Consider the following 15,462-nt stretch of genomic DNA (forward strand, 5'->3'; position numbering starts at 1 on the left):
TTTAAATTGTAATTTCAGAAATTCTTATCTGTAACAATCTTTCAACCTCTTTAATACGACTTCTTTCATTTTTAAGAATCAAAGTTAAAGAAACTCCTTTCTTACCAGCTCTTGCTGTTCTTCCACTTCTATGCGTATAATACTCTAGTTTTTCTGGTAATTGATGATGAATAACAAACCCTAAATTTTGTACATCTATACCTCTAGCTGCTACATCAGTTGAAACTAATATTTGTAAATTTTCTTTTTTAAATGCACGCATAACTTTATCACGCTCCTTTTGTTGCATATCTCCTTCTAAAGCTTCTACAGAAAAACCTTCTTCTTTCAATTCTTTTGTTAGTTTTTGAGCACCTGCTTTTGTTCTTGAAAAAATGATTCCTCTTTCTGAGTTTCTTCTTTCTATGAACTTAACAATTAAATTTACTTTTTCAGGAATTGTGGTTTCAACAAACTGATGAGTGATATTAGCATTTACTAATGAGTTTTTATTCACCTCTACTTGTTTTGCTGAGGCATTCATATATTTTTTTATAATACTTCTTATTTCATCTGGCATAGTTGCTGAAAACAACCATGTTTTTCTTGTTCCAGAAGTATATTTTAAAATACGATTCAACTCTTCTTTAAACCCCATACTTAGCATTTCATCAGCTTCATCAAGTACAAGTGTTTTTATATCGTTTAAATCTACCTCTCCTCTTTCTATCAAATCAATTAAACGTCCAGGAGTAGCAATAACAATATGAGTTGTTCTTTGTAAATTTTTTATTTGGCGATCAATTTTTTCACCTCCATAAACAGCTTCTAAAAAAATTTTATCATCAACATATTTCGTAAACTTAAATAATTGTTTTTTTATTTGCTGAACCAACTCTCTAGTTGGTGATAAAATCAAAGCCTGAATAGTATTTTTTGATGCATCAATTTTATGTAAAATAGGTAAGCCATAAGCAGCTGTTTTACCAGTACCAGTTTGAGCCAATCCTATAAAATCTGAATTATTTTCTAATAAATAAGGTATCGCTTCTTCTTGTACTTTTGTTGGAATAGTTATTCCTAACTCTTTTAACCCCTTTACATACTCTTTTCTTATCCCTAACTCTCTAAATGTTGTCATCCTTAATTTATTTATAACTGCAAAGATATTGCTTATTTTTTGCCTAAAAGTAAGTTTGTTATTTCTTTAGTTACCCTTTTAGGTTTTAATTTAATTGCATCAAGTAGGCAAAATGTTGTTTGCGATTTCACTAATAAAGTTTCACCTCTATACATTTCAAAATGACGAATTGACTTTATTCCCTCTGTTTTACCAACCCACGTTTTTACTATAATTTTGTCGCCTAAAACTGCTTGGTTTTTATAATCTATTTCATGTCTTACTACAAACCAAACATAATCTGGTTTAGGAATATCTTTTATTAATATTGACCAATGTTCATTAGATATTTCTTGCATCCACTGAACATATACTACATTATTTACATGATTATATTCATCTATTTCGTTAGAAGACACAACACGTTTATTCTCGTAAAATTTCATGCAGCAAACTTACATGAATGATGTTAATATTTACTTAAATCTTATCTTCATTTTACTACTATAACATAATATTCATGATATTCGAGTACTGAAAACTACATATGAATAAAATTACTAACAAATTTGGCACTGAAAAAATAAGTAAACTTCTTTTAAAACAGGCTATTCCTGCTTCGATAGGGATTTTAGTAATGTCTTTAAATATGATAGTTGATACAATTTTTGTTGGCCGTTGGATTAGTGTTATGGCTATTGCTGCAATTACTGTTGTTTTACCTATTGCATTTCTTATTTCTTCTATTGGAATGGGTATTGGTATTGGCGGTAGCTCTATTATATCGAGAGCTTTAGGCAAAAAAAACACATACAAAGCTTATAAAGTTTTTGGTAATCAGGTAAGCTTAACTGTTGTACTATCCCTTTCTTTTGTTTTTATTGGTACCCTTTATTGTTCTTCAATTTTAGAATTATTTGGTGCAAATGGTAACATTATAGTTCCTGCTACAGAATATTTCCATGTCATTATTTGGGGAATTCCTTTTTTAGCTTTTGCTATGATGGGAAATCCAGTAACAAGAGCTATAGGTAAACCTAATTATGCTATGTTTACTTTAATTTTACCTGCAATAGCAAATATTTTACTAGATATCATTTTTATTAAATTTATGAATTTAGGCATGTACGGTGCTGGTTTAGCTACTTCAATTTCTTATGCTGTAAGCGGACTATTTATTTTATGGTTTTTTCTTTCAAAAAATACTGAATTAAAGATCATTCCAAAGTATTTTATTATTGACTTTTCCATTTTAAAAGAAATTGTTTCTTTAGGTGGTATTACAATAATTAGACAAGGTACTATTAGTGTTCTTGTTATCATTTTAAATTTTACATTATTTAAATATGGGGGTGAAATATCTATAGCTATTTATGGTATAATTAATAGAGTTATGATGTTTTCACTTTTCCCTGTACTTGGGGTTACTCAAGGTTTTTTACCTATTGCAGGTTATAATTATGGCGCTAATGATTCACAAAGAGTTAAAGAATCTATTAAAACATCTATTATATTTGGTACGGGTATCGCTACATTTATTTTTATTTTAATAATGCTATTTCCTTCTCAGCTAGTGGGTATTTTTACAGATGATAAAGAATTATTAAACCAAACTCCAAATGCTTTAATTATTGCCTTTTTAGCAACTCCGGTAATTACTACGCAACTTATAGGCTCTGCTTATTTCCAAGCGGCAGGCAAGGCATTACCTGCATTATTATTAACTTTATTAAAACAAGGGTTTTTCTTAATTCCATTAGTATATGTTTTGCCTAAATTTTATGGTATTAATGGCGTATGGATTTCTTTTCCTATAGCAGATATTTTATCTACTCTAATTACTTATTTTTTCTTGCAAAGAGAAATTCGTTTAAACTTAAAAATTAATAATTAACATTATCTTTTTTTATCATATTAAAAAAACTTGTACATTTGGAACGTTCATTTCAATTAAATGCCAAAAGTAGAAACCTTTAATAAAGAAGTTGTAATAAAACAAGCTACTGAAGTTTTTCATCGGAAAAGCTACAGCTTAACGTCTATGCAAGATCTAGTAGATGCAACTGGCTTAAACCGATCTAGTATTTATAATACTTTTGGTAGCAAGCTAGATTTATATACAGTTTGTTTAAAAAGTTATCAAACTAACTTTAAATGTAGTATAGAAAATATTTTAAAGAATATTAATTCACCTCTTAAAGCAATTGAAGCTATTTTTATATTAAATATTAAGCAAAATAAGAATAATAAAAATATAGGTTGCTTAATTAATAATTGTACTTCAGAAATGGCCAATCAAGAAGTTACAATTCAAAAGTTCTTAGATAATAATCATAAAAGCATGATTAAATTATTTCAAGATTTTATTGAAAAAGGGCAACAAGAAGGTTCTATCAACAAAAATAATACTGCATATGAATATGCTTTATATTTATTAAACTCTATTCAAGGTTTAAGTATTTCTGGAATTTTAATGAACAATTGTAAACAATTAGAAAGTATAGTTAAAACAACCCTTTCTACATTAAAATAATTTTTTTTAACCTAATTTGAAACGAACGTTTCAAATAAAACAACTAAAAATGAATAAATTACAAAACAAAGTAGCCGTAATAACAGGTGCAAATAGTGGAATTGGATTAGCAACTGCGAAATTATTCTTAAAGAATGGTGCTAAAGTTGTACTAGCAGGTAGAAGAGAAGATGCTTTAAATGAAGCTACAGATGGCTTATCTGGCGACTTTATAACTGTTGTTGCTGACGTATCTAAAGATGAAGATAACATAACACTAATTAAAAAAGCTGTTGAAAAGTATGGAAACATAGATGTATTATATTTAAATGCAGGAGTTGCACCTCTTGCTACAACAACAGACATTACAACAGCACATTATAATGAGGTTTTTGATATAAATGTTAAAGGTCCGATTTTAGCAACTAAAGAAGCTTTACCACATATGAATGATAATGGAAGTATACTATTTACTAACTCTATTGTACATCAAAAAGGCTTTGATGGTTTATCAGTGTACTCAGCTAGTAAGGGAGCCTTAAGAGCCTATGCTAGAGTATTAACATCTGAGGTTAAATCTAGAGGAATTCGTGTAAACTCAATTGCCCCTGGTCCTATTGATACACCTATTTATGGAAAAATGAACTTACCACAAGATGTTGTAGAAGAAATGGGGAAAGGTTTTGCTAGCCAAGTACCTTTAGGCAGATTTGGAACTTCTGAAGAAATTGCTAATACAGCTTTATTTTTGGCTTCAGAAGACGCTTCATATATTAATGGAGTTGAACTAGAAGTGGATGGTGGCTTAAGTCAAATATAATAATAAATAAAAAAGCTGAGATATAATCTCAGCTTTTTTTATAGTATTGACTCTCCATTTAAATTTGTAGTAAGTATATCACTCATTAAATTAAAATAAGGTCTAAGAGTTTTAAAGGAAGCATCTATTTCGTTTAAAAAGTTTTTAGACATGACTTCTTTATCTGTAAACCTTCTAATAGCTACAAAACCTTTCTTTTTAATTAAATCTATTGATTCATGTTCTTTATCAAATCCTTTAGGAGCAGTCTTTAGTTCATCTCCTTCTAATTTCCCTCCAAAATATTTTATAAAGTTTTCTTCAGCAAGTATTTCTCTTATTTCAGAAGCATCTAATTCAAACTCTTTACGGATTCTAAATAAATCTTCTTTTTCTGGTTGCCAAAAGCCTCCTCCTAAAACTGTATCTCCAGGCTTAACTTGTATAAAGTAACCTCCTCTTAATTCTTTACCTTTTCTTGAATAGGAAACTGCAAAACGAGGATTATAAGGTGTTTTATCTTTTGAAAAACGCACATCTCTATATATTCTATATACTTTTTGCTTTTCAATCTCATCATGTAACTCTAGGTTTTGATTTATCTCAGTAAATAATTCTTTCGCATTATTCAAGGAAAGGTCATACACTTTTTTATTTTCTGCAAACCAATCTCGGTTATTATTATTTTCTAAATCTTGTAAAAATTGAAAAGTTTTTTTTTCGAATTGCATCTAACTAAAATTTGATTTAAATATACAAAAAAACCCTATAGAAAATATTTCAATAGGGTTAATTATATATGTTTAATTTAACTATGTTTTATACATTAAATCTAAAGTTCATGATATCACCATCTTGAACAATGTATTCCTTTCCTTCTACTCCTAACTTTCCAGCTTCTTTAACTTTTTGTTCACCACCTAAAGAAGTATAATCATCATACTTTATAACTTCAGCTCTAATAAAACCTTTTTCAAAATCGGTATGAATTACCCCAGCAGCCTGTGGAGCAGTATCACCTATGTTTATAGTCCAAGCTCTTACTTCTTTAACTCCAACAGTAAAATACGTTTGTAAATTTAATAACTTATATGCAGCTCTAATTAAAACTGAGGCTCCAGCTTCTTCAAGACCTATATCAGCCAAAAACATTTGACGCTCTTCGTAATCATCTAATTCAGTAATATCTGCCTCAGTTCCTATTGCTAATACAATAACTTCTGCATTTTCATCTTTTACAGCTTCTCTTACCTTTTCTACATAAGCATTTCCAGAAACAGCTGAACCTTCATCTACGTTACAAACATATAATACAGGCTTAGAGGTTATGAATTGTAATGACTTTACAATCTCTTGATCTTTTTCAGAGAACTCAATAGCTCTAACAGAAACACCTTCTAATAAAGTTTTTTCAACTTTTAGTAAAACCTCTAATTCTATTTGAGCTTCTTTGTTTCCAGTTTTAGCAGTTCTTTTTACACGTTCTAAACGTTTTTGAACAGTTTCTAAATCTTTTAACTGTAATTCTATGTCAATAGTTTCTTTATCTCTTACTGGATCAACAGAAGCATCTACATGAATAATATTATCATTATCAAAACATCTCAATACGTGTATAATAGCATCAGTTTCTCTAATGTTTGCTAAGAATTGATTTCCTAAACCTTCTCCTTTACTTGCTCCTTTAACTAAACCTGCAATATCAACAATCTCTACAGTTGCTGGCATTACCCTTTCAGGATTTACCATACCTTCTAAAACTTGAATTCTTGGGTCTGGTACATTCACCACTCCTATGTTAGGTTCAATAGTACAAAATGGGAAATTTGCACTCTGCGCTTTAGCATTTGACAAACAATTAAACAATGTCGATTTTCCTACGTTTGGTAATCCTACAATTCCAGCTTTCATTATAATATGTTATTGATATTTTTTGCGAATGCAAATATAGTATATTACTTGGTTTTATGACTATAATTTGTAGAACCTAATACAACTAGTTTAACAGTTTTTTATCATATTAATATTTTTTTCACTACATTTATCGGGAATTAACTACTAATTAATGAGTAATTTATCTGATGACATTTTATGGAAATCATTAAAAGAAGGTGATCTTAAAGCTTTTTCTGTACTATTCAAAAAGTTTTATCCTCCTCTATTTAGTTATGGTCTAAAAATTTCAAAAGATCCTGTTATTACTGAAGATTCTTTACAAGATTTCTTTGTATATATATTTGAACACAAAGAAAACTTAAGTGACTTAGATAAGATTGCTCCTTACTTATTTTCTTCTTACAGACGATTTATTATTAAGAGAATAAACAAGATTAAAAAATATTCAATAGTTAGAAACATTGATAAAAATATTGTTGATATAAATTTTACCCCAGAAGAGTTTATAACTAACCAAGAATCAACAACTTTTAGAAATAAAAACCTTACCAAACTAGTCAACGAACTACCCAAAAGACAAAAAGAAGTTATTTATTTAAAATTTCATTGTAATTTAAAAGCTAAAGAAATAGCAGAAACAATGGATATTAACTATCAAAGTGTAATAAATATACTTCATAAAGCTATTAAAAATTTAAGAGAAGAAATGGCTATTTTACAATTATTAAATTCATAAATTTGCGGGATTAAAAAGAGTATATATATAAAATAATGTACTTTATATATATACACAGTTAGTATTACTATAATTTAATGGCTAAAAGGACGTATAATACAATTCATGATTTTTTAAATGATTCATCATTTAAAAACTGGGCTCATAACAGTCAGTTATCTGATATTTCTTTTTGGGATTTTTGGTTAAAAAACAATCCTTTAAAGAAAGATATTGCTTATGAAGCACGTGATATATTACTAGGCATTAATTTTAAAAAAACGTCTATACCAGAAGAAAAGTTAAATATTGAGTGGAACAAACTTGAAACTAAACTAAAAGCTACTCAAAACAAAAAAAATAATATTTTAAATAAAAAATATTTAACTCTAATTAGTGTTGCTGCAAGTATTTTAATATTGATTTCTGTAGGTATATATACTACTTTTTTAAATTCATCGTATATTACTCATAAAACAGCATATGGTGAAACGTTAGATTTAAAATTAAAAGATGGTACTTCTGTTACATTAAACTCTAACTCTAGCATTACATATAAAAATAATGATGTTAGAAAAGTATGGCTTAAAGGTGAGGCTTATTTTAAAGTTAATAAAAAAGAAACCACTAACGCAAAATTTTGGGTAAATACCGATGACCTAAAAGTAGAAGTATATGGAACAGAATTTAACGTTAATACTAAAAAAGAAAAAACAAAAGTATATTTAGAGGAAGGTAGTATTTGGTTAACCATGAATAATGGAAAATCTAAAAAAATGATACCGGGTAATTATATTGAATACTCATCTGAATATAAAAAAATAACAGTTGACGAAAAATTAATTTCAAATGAAGAGAAAACATCTTGGAAAAATGGAAAGTTAATTTTTAACAACTATACATTAGAAGAAGCATTAAACAAGGTAACAGATACCTATGGAGTAAATTTCACTTATAAAAACCCTGAAACTAAAGCGTTTTTAATTACTGGAATAGTTCCTACAACTAATTTAGATATCTGTTTAAATGCTATAAAAAAATCAACAAATATTATTATTAAAAAAGAAAATACTAAATTAGTGGTTTATAAAAAATAACCAACTACCTTTTTTAATGTCCAAAAAGAATACTAAAATACATTTTATACTATTCTTTGCTTGCCTTTTTTATTTTCTTACTAGCTATTCTCAAAATAAAAAACAGTTACTTCTTAGTGATGCTTTAAATATAATAAGCAATAAACATAAGGTGTTTTTTACCTATAACCCTGTTGTTATAAAAGATCAAAAAGTAGAAGTTCAAAACTTACAAAAGCTCCCACTAAATCAGTCAATTGAATTATTAAAAAAATTAACTTCTTACAAAATAGATTATCTAGGAAACAACTATTATGTATTGTATGCTTCAATAAAAAATAAATATTATACAAATCAAAAATCATTATACAAAACACAATTAAAACTATTAAAAGATAGTATCAATAAAAAAGAGGAAGAAGTTACAGTACGAGGAATTGTACTTAATCAATATTATCAACCAATAAAAAAAGTTAATATTATTGAAAGTAATACCCAAAATGGAACCATTTCTAGAAATGACGGATCTTTTGAGTTAAAGCTTCTTATAAATAATCCTATCATATTTACTCATATAGGATATAAAACAGAAATTGTTCAAACAAAAAATAAATTTTTAAGAGTATTATTAAAATCGGGAATTGAATTAGATGAAATATTAATAGTCGGGTCTAGAAATAATCAAAGAAAGAAAGTAGACTCACCTGTATCAACCGATGTTATCGAAATAGATAATATTAAAAAGAAAAGTGAATTTTTAGAGGTAAATCAGTTTATTCAAAATGAAATTCCTTCATTTAATGCTACTAAACAATCAGGATCAGATGGAGCTGATCATATTGTTCCTGCAACATACAGAGGGTTAGGACCAGATCAAACATTAGTTTTAATTAATGGTAAAAGAAGACATCAAGCATCACTTATCAATTTATACGGAACAAGAGGTAGAGGGAATTCTGGTACAGATTTAAATACTATTCCTGCTTCAGCTATTAAAAGAATAGAAGTTCTTAAAGATGGAGCATCTGCTCAATATGGTTCTGATGCTATCGCAGGTGTTATAAATATAGTTTTAAAAGATAATGTTAATCAAACAAATATAAATTCAACAGTAGGATTTTATAATGCAAATAACAATTCAGATCAAAGTAAAAAAGGTATTGATGGATTTACCTATAAAGCTGATGTAAATTACGGAACTAAAATTAATAAAAATGGTTTTGTAAATGTTTCAGCAGAGTTTCTTTCTAAAGATCATACATTTAGAAATGGTACAAATGTTCGACAAAAATATGGCGATGCAGCACTAAAAAGTAGTAATTTATTCATCAATTCTGAAATACCTATTTCTCCTACAATGAGAGCTTACACAAATGGAGGATATAGTTTTAAAAACACTGAAGCTTATGCTTTTACTAGAACTTCAGATAGTGAAAGAAATATAATAAGTATTTATCCAAATGGATTTAATCCAATGATTACTTCTAACATTTCAGATAAGTCATTTACACTAGGTTTAAAAGGAAAATTAAAAGGATGGAATATTGACTTTAGTAACACGTATGGAAAAAATAATTTCCATTATTTCATAAAAGAAACTCTAAATGCTACACTTCTAGATAAATCTCCAAAAGAATTTGATGCTGGTGGACATAGCTTAAGTCAAAATACAACAAACTTTGATATTTCAAAATATTTTCGATCCACTTTTAAAGGCCTAAACATTGCCTTAGGTTTAGAAAATAGAATTGAAAGTTATAAGATTTTTGCTGGAGAAGAAGGCTCTTATGCTTCCTATGACCTTAATGGTAATATTGTTAATAGTAATACACCTATTAATCAAATACCTACCTTAAACAATAAAATAAGACCTGGAGGATCTCAAGGTTTTCCTGGGTACTCGCCCTTAAATAAAGTAAACAGAAATCGTACAAGTTTTAGTTTATATTTTGATAGCGAAATAGATTTTTCAAAAAAGTGGCTTCTAACAACAGCTTTTCGTTATGAAAATTATAGTGATTTTGGAAACACTATTAATACTAAAATTGCTACTAGGTTTAAAGTTACTTCAACAACAAATTTAAGAGCATCATTTAGTACAGGTTTTAGAGCTCCTTCATTAGCTCAAATTTATTATAATTTAAAATTCACCAACTACATAGATAACAAACCTGTTGAATCATTTTTAATAGCTAACAACAACCCAATCACTAACAAGTTTGGAATTAAACAGTTAAAAGAAGAAAAAGCTGTTAACTATAGTTTAGGTATAAGTCACAAAGCAAGTAAAAATTTACAATTCTTTATCGACTCTTATTATATTTTTATAAAAGATAGAATTATTTTGAGTGGAAATTTTGATGCATCAAGTATTGACCCTAATGTTCAAAATGTTCAATTCTTTGCTAATGGGGTTAACACTTCAACTTACGGATTAGATTTTAAACTTAATTGGTGTAAAAAATTTACAGCTTCAAAACTCTTTATTAATTTTTCAGGAAATTTTAATAAGATGAAAATTACAAGGATAAACAATAAAGATCTTGATTTAAAAACATTTTTTGGAGCAAGAGAACAATATTTTTTACTTGCTTCAGCTCCGAAACATAAATTAATTTTAAATGCTATTTACAGTAATAAAAATATATCATTAAGTTCAAGTATAACAAGGTTTAGTAGTCTTAGATTACTTGATTGGCAAATAAATAAGCCGCTTAGTGATTTTAACAACTCTCCTGAAGAAAGATTATCAGCCTCAATAGATGACTATGATGCAAAATACACTTTAGATAGTCATTTTTCTTATAAATTATCAAAAAATTATTCAATTCAAATTGGTGTCAACAATCTATTTAACACCTACCCTACTCAACAAGGCGGAAATACTGATAGTGGAGGTCTATGGGATGCTGTTCAAATGGGTAGTAATGGAGCTTTCTATTACAGTAAATTTTCTGTTAATTTTTAACTTTATTTTAACTTTTTTCAAAAAAACAGAGTATAGAAAAATAAAACTCAACTTAATAATAATACAAGGCTACTGTTAATAAAATAACAAAACAGCAAAAACCTTCTTAATTATTAACTAAATTTTTATTTATGAAAAAACTTTTCACGTTACTCTTTACAATTGTATTTAGTGGTTTTACATGGGCACAAATGCAAATTTCTGGAACAGTCACAGACTCTAACAATGATGCCCTACCTGGCGCAAATATCATTGAAAAAGGCACACAAAATGGTGCAAATACTGATTTTGATGGAAAATTTAACCTGACAGTCCAAGAAGGAGCAATACTTGTTGTTAGTTTTTCTGGATATGAAACACAGGAAGTTTCAGTTAATGGTAAAAAAGTATTTAATATTGTTTTAAAAGAAGGATTAGAACTTGATGAAGTAATTATAACAGGTAGTAGAACTCCTTCTAGAAGTAATACTACAAGTTCATTACCAATTGATGTTGTTGGTGTAAAAGAACTACAAGCAACCGGTCAAACAACTTTTGATAAAGCTTTACAGTATAAAATACCATCATTTAATACAGTACAAACACCTGTTAATGATGCTACTTCATTACTTGATCCATATGAAATTAGAAATATGGGACCAAGTAGAACGCTTATACTTATTAATGGTAAACGTAAAAACTTAAGTTCATTATTATATACACAAACATCTCCTGGTAGAGGTGAAACAGGTGCTGATATCTCTGGTATCCCAACTGACGCAATTGAAACTATTCAAATTTTACGTGATGGTGCATCTGCTCAATATGGTTCTGATGCTATTGCTGGTGTAATGAATATCATTTTAAAAAAGGATTATAAAAATGGTTCTGCAACATTTAGATCTGGAATTACTGGTGAAGGAGATGGTGAAATGCTTGGTGTTAGTGTAAATAATGGAAGTAGATTTGGTAAAAAAGGTTTTATAAACTACACTATTGATTTTTCAAAAACTAAAATGGCTAACAGACCAGGTACTGTAGATGCTGAAGGTGAAGCTGCCGATTTTGGAGCTAATATTAATTTTGTAAATGAATTTTTAGGACGTAAACCAGATGCTGGTAATATTAACGCTTCTCCTCAAACTACAGCTGCAAAATTCTTAATTAACGGTAGTCATGATTTAAGTGAAAATTCTGATTTATATTTCAATGCTGCCTACGTATATAAAATGGTTAACAGTTTTGCTAACTATAGAACTCCATATTGGAGAACAATTGGTGACTTTCCATATTTAGCTAATTTCTTCCCTGGTGATCATCCAACAAATGCAGGTGGCTATGATGGATACCTTCCTACTTTTGAAGGTCTTTTAGGAGATTATAATGCTACAGTTGGTATTAAATCAACTATTAATGACTGGAATGTTGATGGTAGTATTACTGTAGGTGGTAACAAACAAACCTATACTGTAAGTAATTCTCATAATAGAAGTACAATTCTTGACTCTAATAATGAAAATATTTATAGAGAAAATAGTCCTATATCTTTTAAACCAGGAGGAACTGCTTTTAGCCATGTAGTAGGAAATTTAGATATTTCAAAAATATTATCTGATAATGTATCTATTGCACTAGGTACTGAATTTAGAGCTGAAGATTTTGAAGTAATTCAAGGTGGTTTAGCTTCTTATGATGGAATTGGTGCCGATTCATTTGCTGGTAACAGACCAGAAAACTCTGGAGAATTCAACCGTTACAACTTAGGTGGATATTTTAGTGTTGAATGGGATGCTACTAAAGACTTTCAATTAAACGGTACTGTTAGGGCTGAAAACTATTCAGATTTTGGAAGTACTTTTGTTTGGAAAGTAAGTTCTCGTTATAAGTTTGCTGATGATAAATATACAATAAGAGCATCTGCTTCTACAGGATTTAGAGCTCCTACTTTACACCAAATATATACACAAAAGAAACAATATAGCTTTGTGGCTGGTTCAGGTATTCAAGTGAGTGGGTTAATTAATAATGTTTCAAGAGAAGCTAGACAATTAGGGGTTCCTAGATTAAAAGCTGAAGAATCTACAAACTTTACTGTTGGTATTGGAGGTAAGCCATTCAATAATTTTAGTTTTACTTTAGATTATTATAACATTGAAGTTGATGATAGAATTGTTTTAAGTAATGAGCTTTCAACTACATTTGGTACTGTTAGTTATTTTGCAAATGCAATTAACACAAGAACGTCAGGATTAGATGTTGTAATTGGTTATAAAAATTTAGAATTAGGAAATGGTAAATTAGGGTTTAATTTATCTGGTAACTATACATTTGAAAATGGTAGAACTGATAACAATGGTAGTGCTTTAATTGACGCAACTCAGGAAGCTTTATTATTTACTTCAAGACCAAACACTAAATGGATTTTAGGAGCAACATATGATGTAGGTAACTTTGGATTTACTTTAAATAACACTTACTTTGGAACAACGAAGTTTAAGCAAGCTGGTATGGACAGTAACTTAAGAACTGAGTTTACTCCACAAATTGTAACTGACTTAGGTGTGAACTATAATATAGATGATAATTGGACAGTAGCTTTCAATGCTAATAACATTTTAAGCGTATTACCAGAATGGAGTTTTAAAGCTGAAAACGCAGCTGGACAAGCAATTTTAAATGACCCTGCACAAGTTAAAACACAATCCAACTTAATTACTTTTAACCAACGTTATTCTCAAATGACATATGATGGTTACCATTTCAGTCAATTAGGATCTATGTTTAACTTATCGGTTAATTACAAGTTTTAATAAGATAATTGTCTTTCATTATATTTAATTATATGCAACTAAAACCTCGAAGCATTCCCCTAGCTTCGGGGTTTTATATTAAATAATAAATTAATTGAATTGTGATATTAGAATTTTATAATTGAATTTTGTTTAGCAATATTAAATCCTCTTTCTTTAACTCTATTTTCAGCATCACTTCCCTCACCTAATAATGGATTCGTATGATTAAAATGGATAAAATATATTTTCTTTTTATCATCAATTGCTAACTCCTCAAACAACTTCATACTTTCTTCAACAAAAGGATGTGGAACTTCATTCATATCTCTGTTAATCTCTCCATTTTTAAAAAAGGTTGCATCTAAAAATGCTATATCAACTTGCTTTATATAATCAATAATATTTCTATCCCACTTTTCCCATTTATCAACATCTGGAATAAACAATGCTTTTTTAGAAGTGTTATTAATTAAATAACCAACTGTTTCTGTGTATTCATCTCTATGTGGTACCTGAATTGGAGTTATACTAATTCTTTTATTTAAAACAAGTGCTGAATCTTTTTTTAATGCCTTTAACTCAATATTATTGTTAGTTACTAACTGACTCCAAGGCCCGTTAGTTTCCAAATATGTTTTCATTCTTGGCATTGTATAAATTGGCATTTTAGTTGCGCTCATTGCTTCTCTACCTAAAAACATAATTCCTGTATAGTGTCCTATATGTCCATGAGTTAAAAAAATACCATCAGGAATATCTTTATTCTTTGTATAGGTAGATAATAGCTTAGTTTGTTTTGTAAAATCAGGTGTTGCATCAAACATCCAACTTTCATTAGTCATCGGATCAACCAAACCTATAGAACTAACCATTCTTTCCAAGCTAGAGTTTGTATAAGTTTTTAAGCAACATTCTTTTTTACAAGCTATTTGCGGATATCCAGCATCTTGTGCAACTCCTAACACTACAAAATAAGGAACACTAGAAATGTTTTTTAATTTTTCCTTTTTAGTACAAGAAAAAACACATAAAATAAAAATAATATATAGTAGACTTTTAACTTTCATATTCTTAAAATAATTCAGGATTAGCTCCTTTTATATCTTTATAAAAAGAATAAAAGTGTTCAAAATCACTTTCCATATTATCAGTAGGATAAAAAGGTTCTGATAAAATTATTTGCTTATGCTCAAAATCAAAGGCAAACATTATTATAGGTACATTGGCTCCCTTTGCTATGTAATAAAAACCTGTTTTCCATTTATCTACCTTTTTTCTTGTTCCTTCTGGTGATAAAGCTAAACGAAACTCATCATGCTTATTAAAAACATCTACAATAGCATCTACTTTATTATTACTTTTTGAACGGTCAACCGGTGCACCGCCTAACCATCTAAAAATAAAACCAAAAGGAGGCTTGAACAATGATTTTTTTCCTATAAAATTAATTTTTACTCCCCATGAGTTTCTTGCTAAGATCGCTATTGGAAAATCTTTCCAACTAGTATGTGGAGCACCAATAACTATATATTTTTTTAATTCTTTAGGAAACTCTCCAACTAACTTCCATCCTAAAATTTTGGTATATATAAACTTAGATATCATCTCTTATAAAATATGCCTCAA

13 protein-coding genes are annotated in these 15,462 nt (G+C 28.6%); 7 read left to right on the plus strand and 6 right to left on the minus strand.

Translation table 11 applies throughout. From position 1 onward, the window contains the following. Nucleotide 1: 1 nt before the first annotated feature. Nucleotides 2-1,120, minus strand: a complete 1,119-nt coding sequence (locus DS884_RS04110; protein WP_093871410.1) for a DEAD/DEAH box helicase — start codon at nt 1,118-1,120, stop codon at nt 2-4. A gap of 32 nt (nt 1,121-1,152) precedes the next feature. Continuing rightward, nucleotides 1,153-1,545 carry an acyl-CoA thioesterase gene (locus DS884_RS04115; RefSeq protein ID WP_093871411.1) on the minus strand — a complete coding sequence of 131 codons (393 nt, stop codon included), beginning with the start codon at nt 1,543-1,545 and terminating at the stop codon, nt 1,153-1,155. A gap of 101 nt (nt 1,546-1,646) precedes the next feature. Between DS884_RS04115 and DS884_RS04120 the strand changes: the two genes are divergently transcribed. From DS884_RS04120 to DS884_RS04130, 3 genes are read left to right on the plus strand one after another with little or no spacing between them, the layout of a single operon-like run. After that, nucleotides 1,647-2,993 carry an MATE family efflux transporter gene (locus DS884_RS04120; protein WP_093871412.1) on the plus strand — a complete coding sequence of 449 codons (1,347 nt, stop codon included), beginning with the start codon at nt 1,647-1,649 and terminating at the stop codon, nt 2,991-2,993. A 60-nt stretch (nt 2,994-3,053) separates the two neighbouring features. Next, nucleotides 3,054-3,632 carry a TetR/AcrR family transcriptional regulator gene (locus DS884_RS04125; RefSeq protein ID WP_093871413.1) on the plus strand — a complete coding sequence of 193 codons (579 nt, stop codon included), beginning with the start codon at nt 3,054-3,056 and terminating at the stop codon, nt 3,630-3,632. 49 nt (nt 3,633-3,681) lie between these two features. Then, complete coding sequence (locus DS884_RS04130; RefSeq protein WP_113785890.1) at nt 3,682-4,431, plus strand: SDR family NAD(P)-dependent oxidoreductase; 750 nt, start codon at nt 3,682-3,684, stop codon at nt 4,429-4,431. A 38-nt stretch (nt 4,432-4,469) separates the two neighbouring features. On the opposite strand, the gene DS884_RS04135 is transcribed toward DS884_RS04130, so the two are convergent. Together DS884_RS04135 and ychF are read right to left on the minus strand one after the other, a co-directional pair. Continuing rightward, the gene (locus DS884_RS04135; protein ID WP_113785891.1) at nt 4,470-5,141 is read right to left on the minus strand and encodes a DUF2461 domain-containing protein; all 672 of its coding nucleotides are present in this window, start codon (nt 5,139-5,141) and stop codon (nt 4,470-4,472) included. An 88-nt stretch (nt 5,142-5,229) separates the two neighbouring features. After that, complete coding sequence (gene ychF / locus DS884_RS04140) at nt 5,230-6,321, minus strand: redox-regulated ATPase YchF (protein ID WP_093871415.1); 1,092 nt, start codon at nt 6,319-6,321, stop codon at nt 5,230-5,232. A gap of 154 nt (nt 6,322-6,475) precedes the next feature. On the opposite strand from ychF, the gene DS884_RS04145 reads away from it, so the two are divergent. The 4 genes from DS884_RS04145 to DS884_RS04160 all read left to right on the plus strand — a co-directional run bounded on the left by DS884_RS04145 (nt 6,476) and on the right by DS884_RS04160 (nt 13,854). After that, on the plus strand, nt 6,476-7,042 hold the full coding sequence (locus DS884_RS04145) for an RNA polymerase sigma factor (RefSeq protein WP_093871416.1): 567 nt from the start codon (nt 6,476-6,478) through the stop codon (nt 7,040-7,042). Nucleotides 7,043-7,119: 77 nt separating this feature from the next. Beyond that, complete coding sequence (locus DS884_RS04150) at nt 7,120-8,118, plus strand: FecR family protein (protein WP_113785892.1); 999 nt, start codon at nt 7,120-7,122, stop codon at nt 8,116-8,118. A gap of 16 nt (nt 8,119-8,134) precedes the next feature. Continuing rightward, nucleotides 8,135-11,065, plus strand: a complete 2,931-nt coding sequence (locus DS884_RS04155) for a TonB-dependent receptor domain-containing protein (RefSeq protein WP_113785893.1) — start codon at nt 8,135-8,137, stop codon at nt 11,063-11,065. Nucleotides 11,066-11,196: 131 nt separating this feature from the next. Further along, the gene (locus DS884_RS04160) at nt 11,197-13,854 is read left to right on the plus strand and encodes a TonB-dependent receptor (RefSeq protein ID WP_113785894.1); all 2,658 of its coding nucleotides are present in this window, start codon (nt 11,197-11,199) and stop codon (nt 13,852-13,854) included. Nucleotides 13,855-13,961: 107 nt separating this feature from the next. On the opposite strand, the gene DS884_RS04165 is transcribed toward DS884_RS04160, so the two are convergent. Together DS884_RS04165 and DS884_RS04170 are read right to left on the minus strand one after the other, a co-directional pair. Then, nucleotides 13,962-14,903 (minus strand): MBL fold metallo-hydrolase, encoded by a 942-nt coding sequence (locus DS884_RS04165; RefSeq protein WP_113785895.1) that lies wholly within the window; start codon nt 14,901-14,903, stop codon nt 13,962-13,964. 4 nt (nt 14,904-14,907) lie between these two features. Next, the gene (locus DS884_RS04170; protein ID WP_093871421.1) at nt 14,908-15,441 is read right to left on the minus strand and encodes a lysophospholipid acyltransferase family protein; all 534 of its coding nucleotides are present in this window, start codon (nt 15,439-15,441) and stop codon (nt 14,908-14,910) included. Between the last annotated feature and the right edge of the window lie 21 nt (nt 15,442-15,462).

It is taken from the genome of Tenacibaculum sp. E3R01, assembly GCF_003318185.1.
Lineage (GTDB): Bacteria > Bacteroidota > Bacteroidia > Flavobacteriales > Flavobacteriaceae > Polaribacter > Polaribacter halocynthiae.

Coding starts and splice junctions, on each gene's coding strand:
- DS884_RS04110 (WP_093871410.1), bottom strand. CDS start 1,120: ATGACAACATTTAGAGAGTTAGGGATAAGAAAAGAGTATGTAAAGGGG.
- DS884_RS04115 (WP_093871411.1), bottom strand. CDS start 1,545: ATGAAATTTTACGAGAATAAACGTGTTGTGTCTTCTAACGAAATAGAT.
- DS884_RS04120 (WP_093871412.1), top strand. CDS start 1,647: ATGAATAAAATTACTAACAAATTTGGCACTGAAAAAATAAGTAAACTT.
- DS884_RS04125 (WP_093871413.1), top strand. CDS start 3,054: ATGCCAAAAGTAGAAACCTTTAATAAAGAAGTTGTAATAAAACAAGCT.
- DS884_RS04130 (WP_113785890.1), top strand. CDS start 3,682: ATGAATAAATTACAAAACAAAGTAGCCGTAATAACAGGTGCAAATAGT.
- DS884_RS04135 (WP_113785891.1), bottom strand. CDS start 5,141: ATGCAATTCGAAAAAAAAACTTTTCAATTTTTACAAGATTTAGAAAAT.
- ychF (WP_093871415.1), bottom strand. CDS start 6,321: ATGAAAGCTGGAATTGTAGGATTACCAAACGTAGGAAAATCGACATTG.
- DS884_RS04145 (WP_093871416.1), top strand. CDS start 6,476: ATGAGTAATTTATCTGATGACATTTTATGGAAATCATTAAAAGAAGGT.
- DS884_RS04150 (WP_113785892.1), top strand. CDS start 7,120: ATGGCTAAAAGGACGTATAATACAATTCATGATTTTTTAAATGATTCA.
- DS884_RS04155 (WP_113785893.1), top strand. CDS start 8,135: ATGTCCAAAAAGAATACTAAAATACATTTTATACTATTCTTTGCTTGC.
- DS884_RS04160 (WP_113785894.1), top strand. CDS start 11,197: ATGAAAAAACTTTTCACGTTACTCTTTACAATTGTATTTAGTGGTTTT.
- DS884_RS04165 (WP_113785895.1), bottom strand. CDS start 14,903: ATGAAAGTTAAAAGTCTACTATATATTATTTTTATTTTATGTGTTTTT.
- DS884_RS04170 (WP_093871421.1), bottom strand. CDS start 15,441: ATGATATCTAAGTTTATATATACCAAAATTTTAGGATGGAAGTTAGTT.